Raw genomic sequence first — 21,465 nt, forward strand, 5'->3', positions numbered from 1 at the left:
CCGACGGGGCAGACTCACCGGGGTCGAGCTCGATGGTGCACGACCCCACCCGACGGTCGGCGGGAGTCGTCCGGTGGTTGTTGCCGAGCAGAGGCCGCCGCAGTGACTGCGTGAGATCGTCCGGTTGGACGGTGCCATCCGGCAGGACGTCCGCAGACCCGGCCACGGGCGCGGGTTGGCGGCCTGGGCCAGGGCGGAGGGCGTGAGCGACGGCCTGGCCGTGGTCCCATAGCCGAGTGATCGAAGCGATCACTCGGCCGCGGCGGCGGGATCGACGGTGGGGAGCGCCGCGATGGCGGCAGAGGCCTCCGCGATCCGGCCGGACAGGTCCTGCACCGCGGTGAGCGTGGCCATGCACCGGTCCCAGGCAGGGCGGCGGCGGCCGGTGGCGACGGCCGCCGCGGCCATCAGGTCCAAGAGGTCCCGGAGTGGCCCGTCGTCCAGGTCGGCGACCGCGGCCAGCGTCTCGCTCACCTCGGCGTAGGAGGAGACGGCGACAAGCTCAGCGACCGAAGCAGAAGTGGGGCTGGCGTGACGTGGCATTGGCGAGGCTCCTAGAAGGGGTTCTCGGTGCCGCGATCGGAATCGGAGGCGGCGTCGAGGAGTTCGGGCAGGTCGGCCGGATCGGCCTCGCGCTGGTCGATCCACCAGCCGGCGCGGGTGACGGTGCGGACCTTGTCCTCGACCGTCGTCCATGCCTCGTCGTCGATGCCCTCTTCCTCGACCAGGACGGTGTAGGCGGCGGTGACGAGCTTGTGGCGGACCGTTTCGCCCCAGGCCAGGGCCCGCTCGGGGCCGTCCAGCGGCGGCATCTGGAACTGCTCGGCCCACTCGCCGGCCGCGGCTCGCTCTTCCGTACGGCGCGCGGCGAGCCAGGCGGCGGTCTGCTCGGCGTCGCGCCGGTGCTCGGCTTGCCAGCACTCACGGCAGGGGCGCTGGCCCAGCCAGCGGGCGTGACCGGCACGCCGGTCGGCGGGGCGGTCGGACAGGTCGACCTCGGCGATGTGGCCGCAGGCGTGCTCGATCGACCAGATCAGCTTGACGCTCATCGCGTCGCACCTCCTTGTCAGTTCAGGGTCGGTCAGCGGGCCCGCGACCAGGCGTGTCGTGGATCGCCGACGGCGGCGGCACGGGCCGGGGCAGCGGTCCGGGCGCTGGCAGCGTGGGGGGAGACTGCGCGGGCGGCGCGGGCGCGGGCCGCGACCTTCGCGAGCCGCTGGTCGAGTGCGGCCGGCGGCTCGTAGGCGAGATCGGACGCCACCGCCAGCCCGGCGGCGCGGAGCCCGGCCAGCACGCTGCGCGCGGCGGTGAGCCTCTCCTGTGCGGTTCCGGTGTGAGCGTGCAGGCGGCTACCGGGAACCGGCGCGAACCCGGCCTGCTGGAGCACCCGGCGGGCTGCGGGCTGGTCGTCCAGGAGGCGGACCACAGTGCCGTGCTCCGGGTGGGAGCCGATCGCGACCTGCAGCCTGGGCCGGTCCACGGCGTCCAGGACCTGCACGGCGCCGTCCAGGGCCCGCTCCGCCGCGGGGGACTCGGTCTCGGCGGCCAGGTAGTCGAAGGCGGGGTCGGCGTTGACGCGAAGGCCCAGCCCGCGCAGCGCGCTGACCAGTTCGCGCAGGTGGAGGAAGACGCTGCCCTCGGTGGGGCCCAGAGCCCAGGGCGCGTCCGGGGTGCGGCGGGCGAACCCGAACTGTGCCAGGACCTGCGAGACCTTCTCGATGGCGGGGCTGTGCTGGCCCATCTGGGCGATCACACCCCACTCGGGGTCGCGGACCACCGCGACGTCGAACAAGGAGACAGGGGACGGGGAGGACTCGGGGGAGTCGGGGATGGTGGCCTCCAGGCGGGGACGGGCGGGACACGACGGGGACGGTCAGCGGCGAAGCGGCGCGGATGCGGGCGGCACGGGCGTGTGGGGTGCGGACATCTGCGCCAAGGTGGCGCCGGGAGACCTGGCGGGCGGGGCGTGCTGGGCGGCCAGGGCGAGGGCAGTGGTGCGGGTCTCCTCGTCGGCGACCACGGTGTGGCCGAGCCCGGTGAGCAGGGTGCTGGCCTGCGCTGCAGCCAGCACCTGGTCGACCCACAGCATCCGCGCGGGCAGCCGCCAGATCCCCTTGTCGGGGTCAAGGGCGAACCCGAAGTGCCGCAACACCGTCGCAGGCAGCCCGGTGGAGTCGTCGTCACTGGTGGCGGCCACGAGACCGAGAGCACGGTCACGGGCGAAGGCGACATCCGCCGACTCATGACCGGGGCCGGGCGGGGTGTCCGTGGACCGGGCATCGTTCAGTGGTGTGCCGGGGAGAGCGGACAAGCGGATCCTCCAGAGGTGAAGATGTCCCGTGGCGTGCCCCGTTGCCCCTCGGCCCTGGGACCTGGGCGCGCGGGGCGGGCGATCAGCGAGAGCGCCGAAGCAGGGACAGTTGCAGGGCGCGGACCAGCTCCGTGCTGCCGGTCGGCCGTCCCTGCGCTGGGCTGGAGTTGCCAGGCCGGGGCGGACTGGATGAGGCGCCCGGCGGTGAGCCGAAATCACCGGCGCGGTCGGGGAGGCGCCTAGTTGTCATCGGCGTCCTCGTCGCTGTCGTCGAAGGGCAACTCGGCGTCGATGTAGCCGAAGTGGGTGCGCTCCAGCTCGTCCAAGGTCTTGATGTCCGGGTACAGCGCGAACGCGTCAAGCCGCGAGTGGAAGTAGCGCTGGACCTCGTCGTCAGCGCGGTCGACGCGGTTGCGGTTCAGCGAGGACTGCCGCGCAGCCTCAAGGCCTTCCGCCGCCGTGGCAGAGGCGGCGCGGACCCAGACACCGTTGCCGAGCTTCCAGACTGTCCGCGGGTCGTAGATCACCCGGCCGTACTTGTCGCGCCTGGGGCGGTGACGGTCGCCGTAGTTCCGCACCCGGGCCCGGACCGAGTCCATGGCGATCAACGCCCGTACCTCGGGCGGGATGTCGTCCTGGGACAGGCGCTTGGCCAGGGCGGCTTCGAAGTCGGCTTTGCGGAAACAGCCGTCCGAGCCGGTGACGCTGTCGGCGACCTCGTCCTCTAGCGCCGCGAGGAAGAGCTTCGCCTGTCCAGGAGAGAGCGTCATTCCAGACCACGCTCCTGCCACACCTGGTCCATCTCGCGCAGCGCGCTTATGGCCTGCGCGATCCGCTCGCGCGTGACAGCCTGCTCGGGCGGGGCCAGAGCTGGGTCGTACTGGTGGAACGCGTCAGTGGCCGCCGTCTTGGACAAGGGGGTGACGGTCTGGCACAGGAGCTGAGTGCTGGCCTGCCGCTGCCGGGCTTCGTCCTCCAGACGCGCCGCTCGCTCTGCCACGGCCCCGGCCAGAGTGAGTTCGCCTTCCACCACACGGTTCGCCAGAGCGGGGTCGTCCTTGCGCAGCCGCTCCAGCTGGGCCTCAGCGGAGCTGGCCTGATTCTTCCGCTTCTTCGCTTCCTTGTAGGCCTCGTTCAATCCGATCGCGCCGCTAATGACGGAGTCGACGAGGTCGGCGGCGAAGCGCAGCACCATGTTGGCCTGGCCGATGCCACCGAGTGACACCCCGGCTTGTTCACTGAGTGAACGCGCGGTCAGTTCATCGAGTGAACGGAGCGCGTGTTCATTCGATGAACACGCCTTGGCGGCGATCATCGCGGTCTGCCCCTTGGTCAGGCCCCGCCGCCGAAGGTTCACCGTCAGTGCGTAGCCGCCAGGGTCCTCGCCCTCGAAGATGACCTGCTCTGGCTCGAAGCCGAGTTCGCGGCAAGCCTTCATGCGGGCGCGTCCGTCAAGGAGCAGGCCGTCGGAGTCGACGACGATCGGCTGGAACATGCCGTCGTGCTTGATGCTGTCGACCAGCGCCTGCAGGTCGTCCTTGTCGGGCTCCGGGAAGAGCGCGAGGATCGGATGGGTCTGGATGACAACTCCAATGAGAGATGCGGGAGGATGGGGGACGCGTCCTGTCGCAGCCGCGGTGGCGGGCTCTTCGCAGGTCGAGCGGGTGGATGCGGGGTTGGTCAGGCGAGGCCACGCTCGAGCCAGACCCGCTTCATCTCCGCCAGCGCCTGCCGGGCTGCGGCGATGACCTCGCTGGTGATCTCGTAGCCGGCCGGGGCCAGCGCAGCGCCTGGAGCGGATGGGTGCTCGCGGCGAACTGGATGTCGTAGTCGGAGGTCTCCGGGAGCCAGCCGCAGCGCACCCGCAGGCAGGGGCTGATCAGCACGGTGGTGTCGGCGCCGTTGTCGAGCATCGTCCAGCCGCGCTCGCGCAGCCGCGCCGTCCAGGCTCCCCAGGTGTCGCCGCAGCTGTCGCCGGCGAGATAGCGCGGGCTCACCAGCACCGTGTCCGGCTCCGGTGGTGCGTCCCGGTAGCGCGCGATGCTCAGGCGGCCTCCCGCAGCCGGGCCGGGGTGGCCTCCACCGGCACGGGGCGGAGCCTGGCATCGGTATCGAACAGCTGCAGCTCGGCGGGGTGCAGGGCATGGTGGGTCACGAACGACCGGCCCGCGACCTTCCACAGGCCGCGCCCGCGCGGGAGCTGGGCGACAGCGGCGGTCTCGACGCCGGTCAGGCCGAGCAGGTGGGCAGTGGCGGCGAGCTGGTCGGCTTCCTGCCGGTAGATGATTCGGGTCGAGCAGTCGGTGAGCAGGCCCTCGGCGAGCGCGCGGCCGCGAGAACCGGCGTCGCCGGCGGAGAGCAGGTCGGACAGGCGGTGGATCACCATGAGGTTGGCGATGCCGAGACCGCGGGCGAGCTTCCACTGGGACTGCATGCGCTCCAGCAGCGCGGTGTGCCGCAGCACGCGCCATGCCTCGTCGTAGATGACCCACCGCCGCCCGCCGGTCGGGTCGGCGAGGGCAGCTTCCATCCACGCCGACGCGCAGGTCATCGCGAGGACGAGGCCGGTGTCATCGCCGGCGGAGCCGAGGCGCGACAGGTCGATGGAGAGCATCGGCGCGGTGGGGTCGAAGGAGACGGTGGAGGGGGCGTCGAACATGCCCGCGAGGTCGCCGTGGATGAGGCGGCGCAGGGCGTGAGCCAGGTCCTGGGCGGCGTGGCCGAGCTGCGCGGTGGGGTCGCCCGCTACGTGGTTCAGCTCGTCCTGGTTACCCAGAAGTTGGGCGATGTCGCCGAGCAGCGGGGTGCGCTGCTGGGTGGCGGTGGTGTGGTCGAGGGCGACGTCGAGGGCGGTGTGCTCCATCGGGTGCAGGTCCCGGCCCAGCACGGTGCGAGCGAGGGAGCCGACCAGCATGAGGCGACGCTTGCGGACCTCGCCGGTCCAGTCCTGTTCGTCGAAGCCGTGGGGGCGGGCGGGCGCGTCGAGGGGGTTCAGCCTGCCGGGCAGGCCGGGCCCGAGCGCGATGGTCTGGCCGCCGAGCGCGGAGGAGACCTGGGTCCATTCGCCCTTGGGGTCGCAGGGCACGTAGATGCGGTAGCCGTGGGCGATGGCCCGCAGGGCGAGGGACTTCGCCAGCGCGGACTTGCCCATGCCGATGACGCCGGCGAGCAGGATGTTGGGGTTGGTGAAGCCGTCGAGCTTGCCGTAGAGCTCGAACGGGTCGAAGCAGAAGGAGCCTTCGGCGTGGACGTCGCGGCCGATGTAGATGCCGTGCGCCCCCAGTCCGCCCTCCGCGAGGAACGGGTAGGCACCCGAGGCGATAGCGGTCGTCATCCGGTGCGCCGCCAGCTTCACCTTGCCGCCGCGCGCGGATGCCGCACCGGGACGCCCCGCGACCGGGTAGGCGGCCCGCAGCTCGGCGCCGTCGGCGTCGCCCTGCCCACGGTCGCGCCGGGTGGGGCGCTGGTCGCGGGCGGTGCGCCGCGCCTCGGCGAGAGCCTTGCGGGCGGCCCGGCGAGAGGACCGGTCGGCGGCGGACGGAGTGAACAGCGGGCTGGCGCTGGCACGCATCGTGGAACAACTCCCTTTTCGCGGAGGGCTAGTGGCGGACCAGGCCAGTGAAGGCGGCGGCGCGCAGGTCGGCCGGGGTGGTGCTGCGGCGCACCCGGACCGCGGTGGCCAGATGGCGGCGGCAGATCGAGAGCCGGGGAGCGCCCTCGGGGTGCCGGGCCGCGCACTGCTCCGGCGTCGGCGTGCTGCCGTCCGGGCGGGGGGCGGTGTGGAAGGCGTCGTGGAGGTGCTCGGCGGCCTGCCACAGCCGGGTCCGGGCGGCGTGCAGGTGGTCTGCGCCGACCGGGTTCGCGCCGCGGGTGGCACCGGTGTGGGTGTCCAGCAGCTCGTAGAGCGCGGTGGTGTGGGCGTGCAGGGCGTCGAGTTCGACCCGGTCCACGGCTGCCGCGGGCTCGGGGAGCGCGGTGTGGTGGTGCACGTCGAGGGCGGCTGTGGCAACGTGGAGCAGATCCGGGTCGGACATCGTGTCGGCCTTCGGCGTCAGGGGACAGGGAACGGGTGCCGGTCAGGGCCGGGCGAGGGGCAGGGCGGCCTTGGTGAAGGCTTCGGCCTGCTGGAAGTCCAGGCGCCGCAGGTCGAGTTGGGCGGTGACCGCGGCGGTCTCGACCAGGGCGCAGGCGTGGTCGAGCTGCTGGCTGGTCTCAGCGGAGACGGTGAGCAGGCCGGTGAGGGCGACATCGGCGTGGCCGGCGATCAGCTGGCGCTCGCGGGCCTTGATGTCGGCGTACTCGACCGAGTCCTCCTCGGAGTCGACCTGGCCGCGCCGGGCGCGCTCGGCGGCGTCCGCGATCACGGTGGCCTTGCGGCGGCGCACGTCGCGGAAGGCGGCGTTCATCTCCTGCGGCTCGTAGGTCAGCGACAGGGTGCGGCGCACTCCGGCGGCGAAGACGACCTGGTGCAGGAACCCGGGGCTGGTCTCGGTGCGCGGCCAGTTCTCCACCCAGTACACGGCGTGCCAGGCGCTGTCGGTCCGCAGCCGGTCCTCCTGCTCGACGACCACGACCGGGCCCGCGGCGGCGAGGTCGGCCTGCGGGCGCCCACTGGCGGACCAGCGGTCCAAAGCGGGGAGGGCGGCGGGGTCGTAGGCGGTGCGGACCACGGCGGCGACTTGCTGCGTGGTCAGCCACCCGGCCGGGGCGAGACCGGCGCCGCGCACCGCCTGCTCGGCGGCGGAGGCGAGCTGAGCGAGCACGGTGAAGGCCCCCGCCAGGCCGCCGCCGGCCTGGTTGGCGAGCCGCTTGGCCGCCTTCATGTCCAGCGCCACCGACAGGTACGCCTCGTGCGGGGCGGCGGCGGGACCGGCGGCGTCGAGCAGCTCGCGGTAGACCTGCGCGGCCTCCGGGGCTTGTGGGTTGTGGTGCTGCTGCCAGTAGCGGTGCAGGGCGTCGCCGCTGTCGGGGACGGTGCGCTCGATCACCTGCAGCCGGGCGACGTGCCCGGTCCGGGCCAGGGCGGCCAGCGCCCGTCCCCAGCCGGCCACGTGGGCGTCCTGGGTGCCCGGGTCGAGCAGCGCGAAGGCCCGGGAGGTGACGCGCAGGACCGCGGTCAGGGTCTGCTCGTGCGGATCGTGGACCGCGCCCAGAAGCCCGTCGGAGGAGGTGAAGGCGCGCAGCGACGCGGCCGTGCCAGGCAGGTGCAGCAGGCCCCGCTTGATCGGGCGCCGTCCCGGCCGGGCGAGCCAGACCAGCTGGCCGCGCCAGCGCCGCAGCAGGTACCGGCCGGTGATCGGGGCCCAGTCGGCCAGCGGGCGTCCCCGGCGCCGCAGGAGCACCAGGGCGGCCAGCCCCGCCCACACCGGGGTGAGTGCGAGCGCGCTGGGCACCCCGCCCGCGGTGAGCACCGCGAGCAGGAGCAGCAGGGAGAGCGAGGCCAGCGCCAGCTGCGCCGGGCTCAGCCCGAGCAGCACTCCGCGGCGGGTGCGGTGCGGGAACTTGACGGTGGCGGCCGATTCAAGGGAGGAGACAGACACGAGAGTGGCTTCCTAAGCGCAGGGGGCGGGCTGGCGGGCCGGGGACGGGGCGGCGGGTCAACCGCTGGTCGGTGGCTCTGGCGGCGGCATCACCCGGGACGGGCCGACCGGGGCGGAGGCCACCGGTGACGGCGCGACGGACGGCGCCGAGGTTGCTGCCGAGGGGCTGCGGGTGGCGGGGTCGGGGAACACCATGAGCCGCCCGGCCGGGGCCGGTCCCGACCCTCCCGCTCCCGCACCTTCGGCGCCGGGCAGGCCGCCGGTCGCACTGCCCTGGCCCGGCGTGGCCGCGCCGGACGAGGCGGCGGCAGCGGGGGAGCGGGTGAACAGGGGGGTGCCGCCGTCTCCGGGCTGCGAGGAGAACACCGACCGGCCGCCGTCCCCACCAGATCCTGTGCGGGAGTTGAAGCGGAAGCTGGTGGGCTGCGCGGCCGTCTGCTCCGGCTCGGAACCCGGTGCATCGGAGGGCCCCTGCGGGGAACCCGTGCCGTCGCCTGCGCCCTGCGCGCCGCCCGCGGCCGATCCCGCGGCGGCAGCCGCTGCCCCGGCGCCGCCGGTGGAGGCGGTGCGGGCGGTGGTGTACGCCTTCTGCGCCTTGCCGGCGGCGTTGGTCAGGCCCATCGCGGTCGACTGGTGCAGGTCGGCGTGCTGCGGGTCGCCGGCCCAGTGCACGAACCGGTAGATCGCGAACGGGCACATCAGCACCAGGGCCATCACGACCAGGCCGGCGAGCATGTCGGACAGGGCGCCGACGCCGTCGCTTGTCTTGCTCTGGCCGATGGCGGAGACGCCGATCAGGAAGACGATCGTGATGAGCAGCTTGGAGAAGACGACGGTGGCGGTCGCCTCGATCCAGCCGCGCCGCCAGCGCTGGGCTGTCTCCCAGCCTCCTCCGGCCCCGGCGAACACGGCGAGCGCGACCAGGACCAGGACGGTGACCTTGCGGAGCATCATCATGCCCCAGTAGAGGAACGTGCCGATCGCGCATCCGGCGGCGACCACGGCCGCGACCACCCAGCCAAGTCCGGTGGTGGCGCCGAGCTCGCTGACCTTGACCAGGCGCCGGATCGAGTCGTCGACGGAGGTCCCGGCGGCCTGGAACAGTCCGCTGGAGAGTGCGTCGGTGACGGTGACGGCGACCGAGGTGAGTGCGATGGCGGCGAACGCGAACAGGACGCCGCTGAAGGTGCCGGTCACGGCTTGGGCTAGCGCGTTGCCGTCCCTGCGCCAGGCGGCGCGGATGAGCTGGAGGATGAATGTCATCACGGTGACGACCAGGCCGATCGGCAGCAGCAGCTCGTAGTTGTGCCGGAACCAGTCGGAGTTGAGGTCGATGGCGGTGGTGGCGTTGATGCCCTTGGTGGCCAGGTCGACGCCGCTGGTGGCCAGATCGCCGATCGAGCTGGCGATCCAGTCGCCGATGCTGCCGGTGACCGCGCCGGTCAGGCCGTCGGTGACCGGACCGCACAGCACGCCCATGCCGGGGATGTCGCAGAAGCCCATGGGGCGGGTCCTCCTTCTTCCTTGGTGTGTGCGGTCAGGGGCTGGTGGTGGGGGCGATGGCCGCGAGGGTGCAGGCGTTGCCGGGTCGGCACTGGACCGCGACGGTGATCGCCCGCCGCTCGGTGCCGGAGCCGCCCTTCCAGCCGATGCGGACGGTGCCGGTGACGGTGACTGGGTAGACGTAGGCGGCGGTCAGCTGCGAGGGGTCCTTGGCGACGGCTGCGCTGAACGCGGAGGGGATGTGGCCCTCGGTGATCTGGGCGGTGGCGTGCTGCTGCTGGCCGGCCAGGTCCTGCCACAGTGCGGCGGTGGGGACCTGCTGGGCGACGGAGTTCCAGTCGGTGTACGCGGGATCGGCGTTCACCCAGGACCGCAGCCCGTCCAGGAGCTGCGGCTGACTGGTGGTGCGGGTGTCGTAGCTCCACAGCGCCCCGGCGAACGCCTTCGCGAAGTCCACAGGGTCGGTGGTCGTCGGAGGCGTCGCCACAGTGCCTACCGAGGCCGAGGTCGCCGGGGAGGGGACAGTGTCCACGGCCGGGGAGGCGGACGGCGAGGAGCTGGGGCCCGGTGCGGCCTGGGTGTGGTGGGTGAGGCGGGCGCCGATGACGCCGAGCGCGGCGAGTACGACGACCAGGGCGGCACCGGCCAGCAGCCTTGCGCGGCCGGGCGGCAGCGAGGGGGACAGTCCGAGTCGGGGCATCAGTGGACCTGCGCCCCCAGCGTCGAGGCGAACAGCACGATCCCGTTCGCGGCGCCGATCAGCAGCGCGCATCCGGTGCTGACCAGTGCGCCCTGCTTGCCCTTGGCCTCGGCCCCGTGGGAGCCGGAGTGGTGGCCCCAGGCCCACACCACGCCGGAGACGCACAGGGCGCCGACGACCGCGATGATGCCGAACAGCGAGATGGAGTCGACGACCTTCTTCAGGACGTCCAGGCCCGGCAGGCCGCCGGCGGCGGGCTGGACCCCGGGGTCGTACGCGAGCTGGACGATCGGGTGGGCGAGGGAACGCAGCGACAAGGGCACTCCAAGGACGGCCTGGATCAGGGCAGGGGAAAGGGGGAGGGGCATGTCACCCGTGAGGGGGATGACCGAAAGGGCACGGATGCGGGACGATGCCTACGAAAGGCAGGCCGACCGGCGAGCGGGCCCCGAGAAGCCGGGCAAATCCGCTGTTTCAGCCGGTGATGTGACGGGCCGCCACGATCTGGGAGCGCCAGTCGGCGAGGGTGTTGATGTCGACCACCGCGCCGGTGTGCGGGGCGTTGATGATCAAGCCGTCACCCATGTAGATCCCGACGTGACCTGGGCCCAGGGCGCCGGGCTCGGTGAACAGCAGGTCGCCCGGAACCAGGTGATTCACGTCGGTGGGAGTGCCCTGGTTGACCTGGTCGTAGGTGGTGCGCGGCAGTGAGATCCCGGCCGCCTTGTACGCCTGCTGGACCAGGGAGGAGCAGTCGCAGCGGCCCATCGGATCCGGGCCGTGGGCGTCGGTGCACGAGCCGCCCCACTGGTAGGGGGTGCCGAGCTGGCCCATGGCCCACCGGATCGCGGTGCGCGCGGCGGGAGAGGCGGTGGCGGGTATCTGGGAGCCCGCCGGCACCGTTCCGGGCGGGATCGGCCCGAACGATGCCCCGCCCCCCGTGCCGCACGCGCTGGTGCCGGTCGGCAGGGTTGTGCCGCTCGGCGAACCGGGCCCGGGTGTGGGCCCGGAGACCGGGGTGGGGGCGAGGGCCTGCTGCAAGGCGGTGGCCAGCGGCTCCCACTTCGCGTACGCGTCGGGGAAGCCGGACTGCTGCACGGCCTGGGCGGCGGCGGTGACCGGGAGGTCCTGCCAGTCGGGCACTTTGAGCAAGTGCTCGTAGAACTGGGTGGAGGCGTAGACCGGATCCATGATCTGCGCTGGGGTGCCCCAGCCCTGCGACGGGCGCTGCTGGAACAACCCCAGCGAATCGCGGTCGCCGTAAGAGAGGTTGCGCAGGCCCGACTCCTGCAACGCGGTTGCCAAGGCGACGACCTGGCCGCGGGCCGGCACCTTGAGCGCGATGCCGGTCGCGACGATCGTCGCGGCGTTCGGCACCTGCACGGCCGGCGCGTCCAGGCCGGGCACCTGCACCGAGGTGGGCAGCTTCGCCAGCACCGCCTTGACTGCGGCGGCGACGGCCGAGGGGTCGACCTGCGGGGTGGACGGGCTGCATGCCGCGGCGGCGGTGGCACCGCTGGTGATCACGGCCACGGACAGGCCGAGCGCCAGCGGGGACAGCAGCAGGCAGGCGGTGAGGGAGGCGACGGCCTTCCTCACCAGCGCCCCGCACCAACAGGCGGCGCGGCAGCGCGGGTTGAACAACTGCGGGTGAGGCGAGTGGGGCGGTGCACGATTCTCCCTCGGGGTCGCGACGGGGCCGCGTGCCGGGCCCGCTCCCGGGGCGGGGAGAGACCCGGCGCCCCCGGCGGAGAATTCCACCCCTTTCAACAAGGAGGGCGAATCACTGCCAGGGTGCGGTCAGGTGGCGGAGGGCAGCCGGAGGCTGCGGGCGTAATCTTCGAAATTCCACGAAAGGGCCCTTCTGGAAGACGGGAATCGCGGGCCGGGGCCCGGAAGGCCGGATCATCAGGTGGGGATCTCGTGGCCCCGGCCTGCGATGTCGTCGACACTAGCCACGGGGCGAACGGCGTGGCAAGGGAAGTCGGATTCCTTGGAATTGTTTGCGCGTCAGAGGCGACCGTGCTTATGGTCGGGGACTTCCGGCTATTCGGGCGACAGTTCCGTGACAGGAATTGACGCCCTGTGCTGGATTATGCCGAGCCGTGCCGGGAAATGCCGCACAGTCCACCCCGGCAGAGCGAACGGCCCATCACCCGCTCACCCCTTGCCCGCCCCGGCCGCCCTGTGGCCGGACTCCTGGAGGTCTGCCCTTGACCTACACCCTGCACCGAGGCGACGCCCTGTCCGTCCTGGCCCAGCTCCCCGACAACAGCGTCGACGCCGTCATCACCGACCCGCCCTACAACTCCGGCGGGCGCACCGCGAAGGAACGCACCTCCCGCACCGCCAAGCAGAAGTACACCTCGAACGACGCCAAGCACGACCTGCCCGACTTCCCCGGCGAGAACAAGGACCAGCGCTCCTACGGGTTCTGGATGACCCTGCTGCTCACCGAGGCATACCGGGTGTGCCGCGAGGGCGGCGTGCTGCTGGTCTTCACCGACTGGCGCCAGTCCGGGGTGACCGAAGACGCCCTGCAGGCTGGTGGCTGGCTGTGGCGCGGCATCGTGCCCTGGCACAAGCCGCAGGCCCGACCGCAGACCGGACGCTTCACCCAGAACTGCGAGTTCGTGTACTGGGGCAGCAAGGGCGCCATCGACGGCTCCCGCAACCCGGTCCACCTGCCCGGCTGGTACTCCGCCTCCCAGCCATCCGGTCGTGAGCGCGTGCACATCACGCAGAAGCCGGTCTCGGTGATGCGCGACCTGGTCAAGATCTGCGTCCCCGGCGGGGTGGTGCTGGACCCGTTCGCCGGCTCCGGCTCGACCGGCGTCGCCGCGCTGCTGGAGGGCCGCGACTTCGTCGGCGTCGAACTGGCCCGCCGCAACTACCGCAACGCGAGCCGCCGCCTCGCGGAGACCGAAGCCGAACTGCGCGCCCGCCAAGAGTGACCCCGCGCACCGTCCATCAACCGCCGCACTGACGAAGGAGAGCAAGCCGGTGCAACGTCCAGTCCCCGTCCAGGCGACCGTCCCCAGTTCGTCGGAGCCGTCTGCCCGCCGACGCTGGAACCGCCCGCCCGCGCAACTCGCGCTGCTGCCGGACCAGAGCGTGGTGCGGATCCGCACCGCGGTCCCGGCCGACCTGGACGCGGTACAGGACCTGCACCGGCGCTGCTCACCCGCCACCCGGTACGCCCGATACCACGCGGGCAAGTCCCGCCTCGCCCAGGCCGACTGGGCCCACCTGAACAACCCGGACCGTGCGGTGTGCTGGCTGGTCACCGAACGAGGCCGCCCCGAGCACGTGATCGCCATGCTCAACCTCGTACGCCATGCCGCGGACACCAACGTCGTGGACCTGGCCGTCCTGGTCGAAGACCCCTGGCAGCGGCGCGGCCTGGGCAGCGAGCTGCTGCACCTTGCCCTGCGTCACGCCGAGCGCCATCGGCTGCGCAAGGTCACCGCGACGATCCCGTCCTGCGCACGGCGCATCTGCACCGGGCTGCGGGCCTACGGCTTCCACACCACCGACACCTCGGGCACCCACACGGCCCTGGTCCTGAATCTGCCACGGCCCGCGGACGGAGTCACCAGGTGAGCACCCCCGCAACGCCGCAGCACAGTGCCACCCCGGGCGCCGACCTCGTCCGGCGGGAACTTGGCCTGAGCACGGACGAACTCGACTCGCTGCACCCCGGCGGCACCGCCCACGGCGAGCTCGCCCGCCAGACCGCCGCCGCAGCCGAGCGCCTGGACGAACTCGTCGAGCACTTCCGCAACCGCGCCGACTGGGCCGCCACCGACCTGGCCCGCTATGCCCAAGGACACCGAGAAGTCCGGTCCCTGGCCTCGGGAATCCTGCAGCTGCGTGGCGTGGAGATCGACATCCTCGCCGCCCGGATCAGCGACCAGCACACCCGGGTCGAGTCCCTGTGCCGCTCGTGCAAGCGCGCCGGAACCGTCCCCAGCAGCGGACAAGCCGCGCAGCACGAGCCGCAAGCCCGGGCCACCGACCTTTGGCCAGCAGCGCCGGCGACCACCCGCCAGCCGTCACGCGCACCCCGACGGCGCTGACCCGCCCCAACGACCGCCACCCGACCCTCGCCAACCGGAGCGCACCCTTGCCCGTGATCGACCCCGTCTCTCCCGGCCCCCTCGTACAGACCGATCGCTCCCTCGCGCAGCACGGAGGCGCTCTGTGACCCGCTCGGCCAACACTCAGTGGCTGCTGGCCGCGAAGAACCTCGCCGTCAGCGACCTGACCAAGCACCTGCAGGCCCTCGGGATGCTCGCCGCCGCAAGCGGATGGATGGTCCTGGGTGATGACGACGGCCCGCTGGTCCTTTCGAGCCCGTGCCACCGCATCGGCGTCGGCTACGAGACCGCCAGCGCCGAGACGGACCAGCCGCAGCTGGTCGCCGTCGCGCGCTCCAGCAAGAGCGTGTCCGGACGCTGGTACCTCAGCCTCAACGGCCACATACCGGTGGAGCTCATCGCGGTCCTGATGACGACCCTCCAGCGCGAGCTGGACCGCGACGGCGACGCGTTGATCTACGGCGTCGGCGACGGCCAGGCCCCGCTGGTCCTCCAGTACGACGAGAGCGTGTGGACGTGGCAGGAGCCGGAGGAAGCCGACGGGTTCGCCTTCGCGCTGCTGTCCGCCGACGGGACCGTCGCGGTGTTCGGGCAGCCGTTCGCCGACCGGCCCGCCGAGCCCGACGGCCCCCCGGAGTGGCTCGTCGTGGCCTCGGCCAGCCCGGAGAGCGAGCTGTGGAGCATGCGCCTGGGGCGCGGTGTGCCGCACCACGTCGCCACCCGCCTGCTCAACCACCTCCTGGACACCACGCCCGTCCTGCGCCCCGGCGCGGACCCGACCACGCGCGAGCGGATATGACCTTTCCCGCAGACGACTTCCTCGAGATGCTGGTCAGCCCGGTCTACCTGGCCGGCAGCACCGGGATCGGTGACCCCGGCCTGCGGCCGATCCTCGACCTCGACCCGGTCCGCGACCGTGACGACCTGGGCAATCTGCGCCTGCGCACTCGCTGTGGACGCGTCCGGGTCGGCTTCGAGCCCGAGCAGGACTGGGACACCCTGTGGAAGATCGCCGTCCACCGCGCCGGCGAGGTGGCGAGCCCGTTCGACCCGCCAGTCTGGTGCGCGAATTTCAGCGAGGACACCCCCACCGAGATCGTCACTGCTGTCACCCGCACCCTCGCGGACGCGATCCGCACCTTGCCCGAAGACGCGGAACTGGACGCCGACACCCTGGACGAGGCCACCTACGGCGACGACGGGCCGCTGGACGTTTTGTGGGACCACGGCTGGAAAGCCGCTCTGTCCGGCGGCGAGTGGAACGCCGTGTCCCGTGACGGGCACGCCATCATGTCCTGGCAGCGGCGGCCGATCGAGGCGGAGCTGGCCGAGCAGGCGGGGCAGGACGGCCGCTGGTACCTGGGCGCCGGAGGGCAGCACCTGGGCTGGTACGGCCGGTTCTCCAGCCGCACGCCCCTGACCGTGGTCACCGCGGCGACCAGGACGATGACTTCCCCGGATCCCGTGCGGCGCTGGAGCGGCGAACTGTCCACCCTCGCCCACCTGCACGCCACCGTCACCCGCGTGCCCACCCCCGCCGACCTCGCCCGGCCCCGCCCCCGGCCGACCGCGCCTCTACCGCGCACTGCGAGCCCAGTGGCGGGTTCGCGCCTGGCCTGGACCAGCACCACGCCCTCGCCGGCCCCTGGGCGTGGCCGGGGCCGCTAGCAGCGCATCCGCCCGAGCATCGGAGACCTGATTGACGATCCGTTTCTTCGACCGCCCCGACATGGGCATCCTCGCTCTGACCGGCCGCACCCAGGCCGAGGGCGTGGTCGTCCTGCTGGAGAAGGCCGGCATGCGGCAGGACCCCATCCTGCGGACCCGCTGGACCTTCCCCGACACCATCGCGCGCCAGAGCCAGCACGCCGCGATCAGCTTCGTCATCGACAACCTCAAGCAACTGGGCGAAGAGGTGATCCTCGACCTCGACCTCGGCCACCCCGCCGAACCCGAGCCGGTGCACCTGTTCGACGACGAGCCGGCGATGACTTGCGTCCAGGTGACGCAGGGGCTGACCGGGGCCGTCAATGCCGAGCACCAAGGGCCCGACGCCGGCCTCGCCCGAGCCGTCCTGATCTCCTGCGGCTTCCGGCCCGCGGGAGAGGCGATGCGGCTGATCCGCGTGGATGGCGAGGAGGAGCACTACGCCGCCAAGGCGGTCACCGCCCTGCGCGAAGCCGGGTTCACGGTCACCGCCGACCCGCACCTGGATCCCGAGCAGGAGTACAGCGAAGCCGACCAGGAATGGGTGGACTACCCCATGCCGTGGCTCACCCGCGAGGAGGTCCTCCAGGTCAGCGCCGACGCGCAGCGGATCTTCGAAGACATCCACTCCGGCCGCCTCCTCGTCCACGCGCACGCCTTCGACGGCGACATCCCGGTCGCGGTCGCCACCTACCTCGGCGGCGACACCGTGGTGCTGCACGGCAGCGACCACCTGCGCCAGGAGATCGAAAGCGATGCCGAGCCGCTGCGCGTCCTGGAGTCCTTCGCCCGTCAGTACGGGGCAACCATGGCGCCTGGCCCGGCGCCGCGCACCATGGCCGAGCAGCTCGTGTGCCTCGACCCGGCCGCGCGCATCGCCGAACGCACGACGAACCGGCCCAGCAGTACTCCCTCGACCGGCACCAGCCCCGCCGCCGGGCAACCCCGGCCGCACCGCTGACCCAGTCATCCGGGCCGCCCCAAGATCCGCCTGCCTCCAGGAGACCTCTTGCCCCGTGCTGTCCTCGTCACTGCCCCCGCAGACCCGCCCACCGCGCAGGACACGCTGCGGTCCCTGGCCCCGCGCTGGGCCATGTGGATCACCAGCACACTGCTGTACACCGCCCGGCCGTTGCAGCGCGGCGACCTCGACGACGCGCTGCCGTTCGTCCCCGCCGCCACGATGAGCCTGCGCCTGACCCACCTGCGCAACCTCGGGATCATCGAACGGCCCGGCGGCGGGCACCGTGCCCCGATCCAGCTCAACGACCGCGGCCAGGAACTCAGCTCCCTCTACACCGCGCTGTCCGTGTGGGCCGGCAACCACGTCGACATCGGCACCACGGCCAACACCGAGCGCGTCGAGAACGCGCTGCACCGCCTCACGCTCACCGACACCAACCGCGTACTGCAACTCCTCGCCGACCACGGCTGGATGCGCATCGTGGACATCGCCGAGCAGATCGGCCAGTCAGAGTCCGTCACAACCTCCCGGCTGCGCCGCATGCAGGACGACGGCCTGATCGACCGGACCGGCCCCAATTGGGGAGACCCCTACACCCTCACCCCTGCCGCCCGCGAACTGCCGCCGGTCTACGCCGCCGCGCACGACTGGGCCAACCTCCGTACCGGCCAGACCCGTCCGCACCCACAGGCACGACGGGCGGCCGCCACACTGACCAGCGCCGTGCCCGCTGTGGCGAGCGCGGGACGGCCGGTGCCCGGCGTGCGGTTCAGCGACCTCGCCTCCGCCCCGGCGGCGTCCTACGCGGCACGAGCCGATCGGGTCATCGCCGTCCGACGCTGACCCGCACGAAGTTCACCAGCAGCCCAACCCGCAAGGAGAAGAAGACCGTTGCCGACCCGAGCACTTGTCGCCCGTCCCTGCCCGGACGGCGGTTTCAAAGGCCGCTACGTCCACAGCGACGGCAACCCCGACTTCATGGTCCCGGTCCTGATCGCCGCCCGGCGGTCCCGCTTCGCCGACGACCACGACGCGCTGGCCGAGCACCTGCTCAGCCACGAGGCGGGCTGGGAGTCACTGGGCGAGGACCTGATCCAGCCCACCGGCGACCTCGCGGCCATGTTCCACGGCCTTGGGGACGGGACGTGCTTCTGCCACGACTTCGATGGCGCCGACGCCCAGCCCTTGATCACCGAGGCGGACATCGCGGACCGAGCCGACATCGAATGGGTCTACGTCCTGCGGCCCGACGGCCTGGAGGTCATCGACCCCCACCGCGACCCGGACGACCCCCGCGGCCCGCTCATCCCCTGGGACCACGACCTGCAGATGCCGATCCCCGAGTGGCTCCTGCGCCGCTGGCGACCGACCACGCCCGCGCCACCGCGCCGCCCACCACCCACCCGAGCCGGCGCCAAACCGGCCACCGCCACGAGGGCCGACGTCATCACCCGCAAGCCCCCGAGCCGATGACCCCGGCTCCGCTCATGCACACACCCCACCACGCCCCGGCCGGCAACACGATGGCGCAACTCGATGTGTTGGGCACCGCCGTCGCTCAGCGGCTGCCCGGCACTTGGACAAGCACCCACCTCGACCTCAACGACCAGGCGACCCGCACCGACCTCGTCGACCGGCTCTGGGACCAGGGAATCGCCCACTGGGCGCTGAACGACTTCGTCCAACCCGATGGTGGCTGCCTAATCCTCGGGCCGAAAGAGCAGCGACTCCTGCTGCTACGCCGCCCCCTCGCCCAGCGTCGCCGTGCCCCCTACGTGGTGTCGGGCCTGGTCCCAGGCTGGGCGGTCGAACTCGCCCAGGGCCGTGATCCCGCCAACGCCATCTCCATTCCCGCTGATCCCGTCCGGGCCGCCGCGCTCATCGCCCGCCGCCTGCTGTCCCGATACGAAGACGCACTCCACGCCTGGACCGAGCAGGACACGCTCGACGCCTGGTGGCAGTCCCTGGCTCTGCACGCCCAGCGATCGGGAACAGCCTGGCGGAGGACCGGCAGGGTGGGGCAGCAGCCGACAACGCCCCTGTCCGCGTCCGCAGCAACTCGTCCGCCGACACGGTCACGGTGAACCATCCTGGCGTCCCTCCGTCCCAGTCAGCTCAGCAAGTTCCGCTTGCGGACGGACGGAATCGCGGACCGGCCTGTCCGTCCGCGAGTACCGAAGGCCAAGCTGCGCGCCGTCCCAGACATCCGGCTGGGTGGTCCAGAGTCAAAGTCAATTAGCCGGGTAGACCGGTGCACGGGGCGCCGAGAGCGGAACAGCGTCCGCCGATTCATCGCTGAGCAGCGCGGACAACGGGGCAGAACCTGCGTGCGCCAGGTCACAACACGCCCTCGTGAAGCAGACGGTCCGGCAGACGGACGGTCGACAGCGGTACTGGCCACGCTGCGACGGCGGCCAGAACGAGCGCGGGCATCCTCCGGAGCCCGCCCCACGGGCCAGCCGACTGTCCGCAGCGGACAAGGCGACCACTCATCGGCTATCCGCAAAAGCGGCGGACAGCCCTCCGCGGCCGACGGGCAACGGCGGTTCGCACCCCTCCGTCCGCCGCTGTCCGCTGTCCGTCCGCTCCGGTCGGCCACCACCGCACCAAGGAGCAAGTCGCCGACTCCTTCCACGCAGTGATCAGCCGTCTGCTCGCGGTCGGAAGCGCCGGGCACTGCATCAGGACCCCGGGGCGGCGCGGTTGATCGAGCGCAATGTCGCAGCCCGGCAGCGTCCTTCTACGGCGCTGAAATCCGTCGCGCCCAACCAACCCGCCGAGACCCTCTTGGGAGAGTGAATATCGACGACCACGCGGCAGTCATCCGACCGCATCACGAGGACTACCTGATCCACCGCACCCGCGAACGCCTCACCCCGGCCGAGCGGCTGCCCGAACTCCTGGCCTCCTACCGCAAGGCCGACGGCGACCTCGGCGCGGTTCTTGGGCGGTACGGTCTGACCGACCAGCTCGGAGACGGACCCCTGGAAGCCGACTGCGAGTGCGCCAGCTGTCAGGAGCCGACGGACTACTTCGACCCGACCGCGACGCTGCAGTGGGCGTACCTGCTGACGCCGGCGGGCATCCACGTCGCGGGCCCTTTCGACATGTGGCTCCGCCATGAGGAGGCGGCTGCCGTCTGGGCGGCCGAAGCCGACGACTACCTTCCGACGGCGCCCGAGCCCGAGGGGCGGCTCGGCCAGGGCACGCTCGTGCCCTGGACCACAGACCCCGGTCAGGACTTCACCGCGCCCGCCTACCGATGGCAGCTCGGGAATCCCGTGGAGGTGGTGGACACGACCGCCTACCGGGCAAACGACGTCACGTACGCCTATCGCGTCGCCGCGTACGGGCGCGCGGAGCAGCTCCTGCTCGACCACGGCTGCGTCCCCTCCGGTCACGGCGACCAGCCGGCCAGCATCGGGGTCGCGGCCACGCGCGGCTACCGACTCCCACCGGGCACGCCCCGCTGGGTCGTGCAGGGGCGCAGCGAGGCCGACCGCGCGCTGGAAGACTACGCCGAGCCCGTGCTCAGCATCTACCACGACGCTGTGCGCAGCCACCGGCACAGCGAAGACCTCGCCCAAGTCGTGCTCCGGCACGTGCGCCGACCGGGAGAACAATCGGTGGCCCTGTCCGGCTATCGGCAACTGGAGGAGGACCTGCAGACTAGGGCGCGTATCGGGTTGTGATCAATCTGCCGGATCTGCTTCGTTGTGGAAGTGGATCCGGTAGATCGTCTTGGGTGACGCGCGTGCAACTGAACGATGCGGAGTGGGAGTTCATCGAGCCCTACCTGCCGGTCGGCGCCTTCGGGCCGTATCCGGAGCGACTGCGGCAGCAGTTCGAGGGCGTGGTCTGGCGCTTCAGGACCGGCGCGCAGTGGCGGGAGATGCCTCAGGAGTTCGGCGCCTGGTCAACGGTCGCCAACCGCTTCCGGCAGTGGCGTGACATCGGAGTCTTCGAGGCCCTGCTGGAGGGCCTGATCGCGGAAGCCGCGAGGCGGGGCGAGGTGGACCTGTCCCTGGTCAGCATTGACTCCACCACCGCGCGCGCCCATCACGACGCCGCTGGGATGCACCTGAGCGAGGACGTGCTCACCGCCCTGGAAAAGGCCGCGGCCGAGGAAGAGACGGCCAGGTCAAAGGGGGCAGCGCCGAGGAACAAAACCGGCAGGACGCAGACGCCTATCCCAACCGGGAAGAGCGCCGACGTATCCGGCGACGCCACAGACTCCGACTGAAGCAGGCTCTCCTGGGACGATCCCGAGGCGGACAGACCAGCAAGGTGCACCTGGCCGCGGACCGCAAGTGCCGCCCGCTGGCGTTCATCCTGACCGCAGGACAGGCCGCGGACAGCCCCCAGTTCATCCCAGTGCTGAAGAAGATCCGGGTCCGCGGGGCCGTCGGACGTCCTCGCACCCGGCCGGACGCACTCGCCGGAGACAAGGCCTATTCGTCCCGCGGCAACCGAACCCATCTGCGAAATCGCCATATCAAGGCGGTGATCCCGGAGAAGACGGACCAGGCCGCGAATCGGAGGAAGAAGGGCCGCGCGGGCGGTCGGCCGGTCGGCCACGACGCCGAGCTCTACAAGGAGCGGAACACCGTCGAGCGCCTGATCAACAAGCTGAAGGCCTG

24 protein-coding genes and 1 pseudogene are annotated in these 21,465 nt (G+C 72.1%); 11 read left to right on the forward strand and 14 right to left on the reverse strand.

The annotated features are described in order from the left end of the window. Nucleotides 1-249 precede the first annotated feature (249 nt). The 14 genes from BMY61_RS40905 to BMY61_RS40970 all read right to left on the reverse strand — a co-directional run bounded on the left by BMY61_RS40905 (nucleotide 250) and on the right by BMY61_RS40970 (nucleotide 11,653). Complete coding sequence (locus BMY61_RS40905) at nucleotides 250-543, reverse strand: hypothetical protein (RefSeq protein WP_042459681.1); 294 nt, start codon at nucleotides 541-543, stop codon at nucleotides 250-252. Between the two features lie 11 nt (nucleotides 544-554). After that, nucleotides 555-1,049 carry a hypothetical protein gene (locus BMY61_RS40910; RefSeq protein WP_042459679.1) on the reverse strand — a complete coding sequence of 165 codons (495 nt, stop codon included), beginning with the start codon at nucleotides 1,047-1,049 and terminating at the stop codon, nucleotides 555-557. 32 nt (nucleotides 1,050-1,081) lie between these two features. Further along, nucleotides 1,082-1,792 carry a hypothetical protein gene (locus tag BMY61_RS40915; protein WP_042459676.1) on the reverse strand — a complete coding sequence of 237 codons (711 nt, stop codon included), beginning with the start codon at nucleotides 1,790-1,792 and terminating at the stop codon, nucleotides 1,082-1,084. An 81-nt stretch (nucleotides 1,793-1,873) separates the two neighbouring features. Further along, complete coding sequence (locus tag BMY61_RS40920; protein ID WP_042459671.1) at nucleotides 1,874-2,197, reverse strand: hypothetical protein; 324 nt, start codon at nucleotides 2,195-2,197, stop codon at nucleotides 1,874-1,876. 353 nt (nucleotides 2,198-2,550) lie between these two features. Beyond that, on the reverse strand, nucleotides 2,551-3,081 hold the full coding sequence (locus BMY61_RS40925) for a hypothetical protein (protein ID WP_042459668.1): 531 nt from the start codon (nucleotides 3,079-3,081) through the stop codon (nucleotides 2,551-2,553). Beyond that, a complete protein-coding gene (locus tag BMY61_RS40930) occupies nucleotides 3,078-3,806 on the reverse strand; it encodes a ParB N-terminal domain-containing protein (protein WP_042459665.1) in 729 nt (242 codons plus the stop codon). Before BMY61_RS40930 ends, BMY61_RS40925 begins: the two co-directional genes overlap by 4 nt. A gap of 217 nt (nucleotides 3,807-4,023) precedes the next feature. Next, the gene (locus tag BMY61_RS40935) at nucleotides 4,024-4,314 is read right to left on the reverse strand and encodes a hypothetical protein (RefSeq protein WP_042459663.1); all 291 of its coding nucleotides are present in this window, start codon (nucleotides 4,312-4,314) and stop codon (nucleotides 4,024-4,026) included. Nucleotides 4,315-4,355: 41 nt separating this feature from the next. Next, nucleotides 4,356-5,882, reverse strand: a complete 1,527-nt coding sequence (locus tag BMY61_RS40940; RefSeq protein WP_042459659.1) for an ATP-binding protein — start codon at nucleotides 5,880-5,882, stop codon at nucleotides 4,356-4,358. A gap of 28 nt (nucleotides 5,883-5,910) precedes the next feature. Further along, nucleotides 5,911-6,345: a DUF6238 family protein gene (locus BMY61_RS40945; RefSeq protein WP_042459656.1), complete on the reverse strand. Its 435-nt coding sequence runs from the start codon at nucleotides 6,343-6,345 to the stop codon at nucleotides 5,911-5,913. Nucleotides 6,346-6,387: 42 nt separating this feature from the next. Further along, entirely contained in the window at nucleotides 6,388-7,851 is a 1,464-nt protein-coding gene (locus BMY61_RS40950; RefSeq protein ID WP_042459652.1) for an SCO6880 family protein, read from the reverse strand. Between the two features lie 57 nt (nucleotides 7,852-7,908). Beyond that, complete coding sequence (locus BMY61_RS40955) at nucleotides 7,909-9,354, reverse strand: SCO6881 family protein (RefSeq protein ID WP_042459649.1); 1,446 nt, start codon at nucleotides 9,352-9,354, stop codon at nucleotides 7,909-7,911. Nucleotides 9,355-9,388: 34 nt separating this feature from the next. Beyond that, nucleotides 9,389-10,054, reverse strand: a complete 666-nt coding sequence (locus BMY61_RS40960; protein ID WP_042459646.1) for a hypothetical protein — start codon at nucleotides 10,052-10,054, stop codon at nucleotides 9,389-9,391. Next, nucleotides 10,054-10,371, reverse strand: coding sequence for a DUF6112 family protein (locus tag BMY61_RS40965; RefSeq protein WP_143094776.1), 318 nt, complete (start codon nucleotides 10,369-10,371; stop codon nucleotides 10,054-10,056). The genes BMY61_RS40960 and BMY61_RS40965 overlap by 1 nt, the downstream gene beginning before the upstream one ends. A gap of 157 nt (nucleotides 10,372-10,528) precedes the next feature. After that, entirely contained in the window at nucleotides 10,529-11,653 is a 1,125-nt protein-coding gene (locus BMY61_RS40970) for a C40 family peptidase (RefSeq protein WP_052439497.1), read from the reverse strand. Between the two features lie 614 nt (nucleotides 11,654-12,267). Here BMY61_RS40970 and BMY61_RS40975 point away from each other — a divergent pair. The 11 genes and pseudogenes from BMY61_RS40975 to BMY61_RS44570 all read left to right on the forward strand — a co-directional run. Continuing rightward, nucleotides 12,268-13,008 (forward strand): DNA-methyltransferase, encoded by a 741-nt coding sequence (locus BMY61_RS40975; protein ID WP_042459644.1) that lies wholly within the window; start codon nucleotides 12,268-12,270, stop codon nucleotides 13,006-13,008. Between the two features lie 49 nt (nucleotides 13,009-13,057). Further along, a complete protein-coding gene (locus BMY61_RS40980) occupies nucleotides 13,058-13,657 on the forward strand; it encodes a GNAT family N-acetyltransferase (RefSeq protein WP_052439496.1) in 600 nt (199 codons plus the stop codon). Beyond that, nucleotides 13,654-14,133: a hypothetical protein gene (locus tag BMY61_RS40985; protein WP_042459641.1), complete on the forward strand. Its 480-nt coding sequence runs from the start codon at nucleotides 13,654-13,656 to the stop codon at nucleotides 14,131-14,133. Before BMY61_RS40980 ends, BMY61_RS40985 begins: the two co-directional genes overlap by 4 nt. A 124-nt stretch (nucleotides 14,134-14,257) precedes the next feature. Beyond that, complete coding sequence (locus tag BMY61_RS40990) at nucleotides 14,258-14,953, forward strand: hypothetical protein (protein ID WP_042459637.1); 696 nt, start codon at nucleotides 14,258-14,260, stop codon at nucleotides 14,951-14,953. Continuing rightward, nucleotides 14,950-15,822: an SPDY domain-containing protein gene (locus BMY61_RS40995; protein WP_042459634.1), complete on the forward strand. Its 873-nt coding sequence runs from the start codon at nucleotides 14,950-14,952 to the stop codon at nucleotides 15,820-15,822. The genes BMY61_RS40990 and BMY61_RS40995 overlap by 4 nt, the downstream gene beginning before the upstream one ends. Nucleotides 15,823-15,853: 31 nt before the next feature. Further along, entirely contained in the window at nucleotides 15,854-16,822 is a 969-nt protein-coding gene (locus BMY61_RS41000) for a hypothetical protein (RefSeq protein WP_052439495.1), read from the forward strand. 48 nt (nucleotides 16,823-16,870) lie between these two features. Then, nucleotides 16,871-17,668, forward strand: a complete 798-nt coding sequence (locus BMY61_RS41005; protein WP_143094777.1) for a winged helix-turn-helix transcriptional regulator — start codon at nucleotides 16,871-16,873, stop codon at nucleotides 17,666-17,668. Nucleotides 17,669-17,716: 48 nt separating this feature from the next. After that, nucleotides 17,717-18,298 (forward strand): hypothetical protein, encoded by a 582-nt coding sequence (locus BMY61_RS41010; protein ID WP_052439493.1) that lies wholly within the window; start codon nucleotides 17,717-17,719, stop codon nucleotides 18,296-18,298. A 14-nt stretch (nucleotides 18,299-18,312) separates the two neighbouring features. Further along, nucleotides 18,313-18,909, forward strand: a complete 597-nt coding sequence (locus BMY61_RS41015; protein WP_143094778.1) for a hypothetical protein — start codon at nucleotides 18,313-18,315, stop codon at nucleotides 18,907-18,909. Between the two features lie 711 nt (nucleotides 18,910-19,620). Then, nucleotides 19,621-20,517 carry a hypothetical protein gene (locus BMY61_RS41020; protein ID WP_075004260.1) on the forward strand — a complete coding sequence of 299 codons (897 nt, stop codon included), beginning with the start codon at nucleotides 19,621-19,623 and terminating at the stop codon, nucleotides 20,515-20,517. 53 nt (nucleotides 20,518-20,570) lie between these two features. Further along, a pseudogene (locus BMY61_RS44570) lies at nucleotides 20,571-21,465 on the forward strand (transposase); the annotation flags it as partial.

The organism is Streptacidiphilus jiangxiensis (assembly GCF_900109465.1).
In the GTDB taxonomy this organism is placed as follows: domain Bacteria; phylum Actinomycetota; class Actinomycetes; order Streptomycetales; family Streptomycetaceae; genus Streptacidiphilus; species Streptacidiphilus jiangxiensis.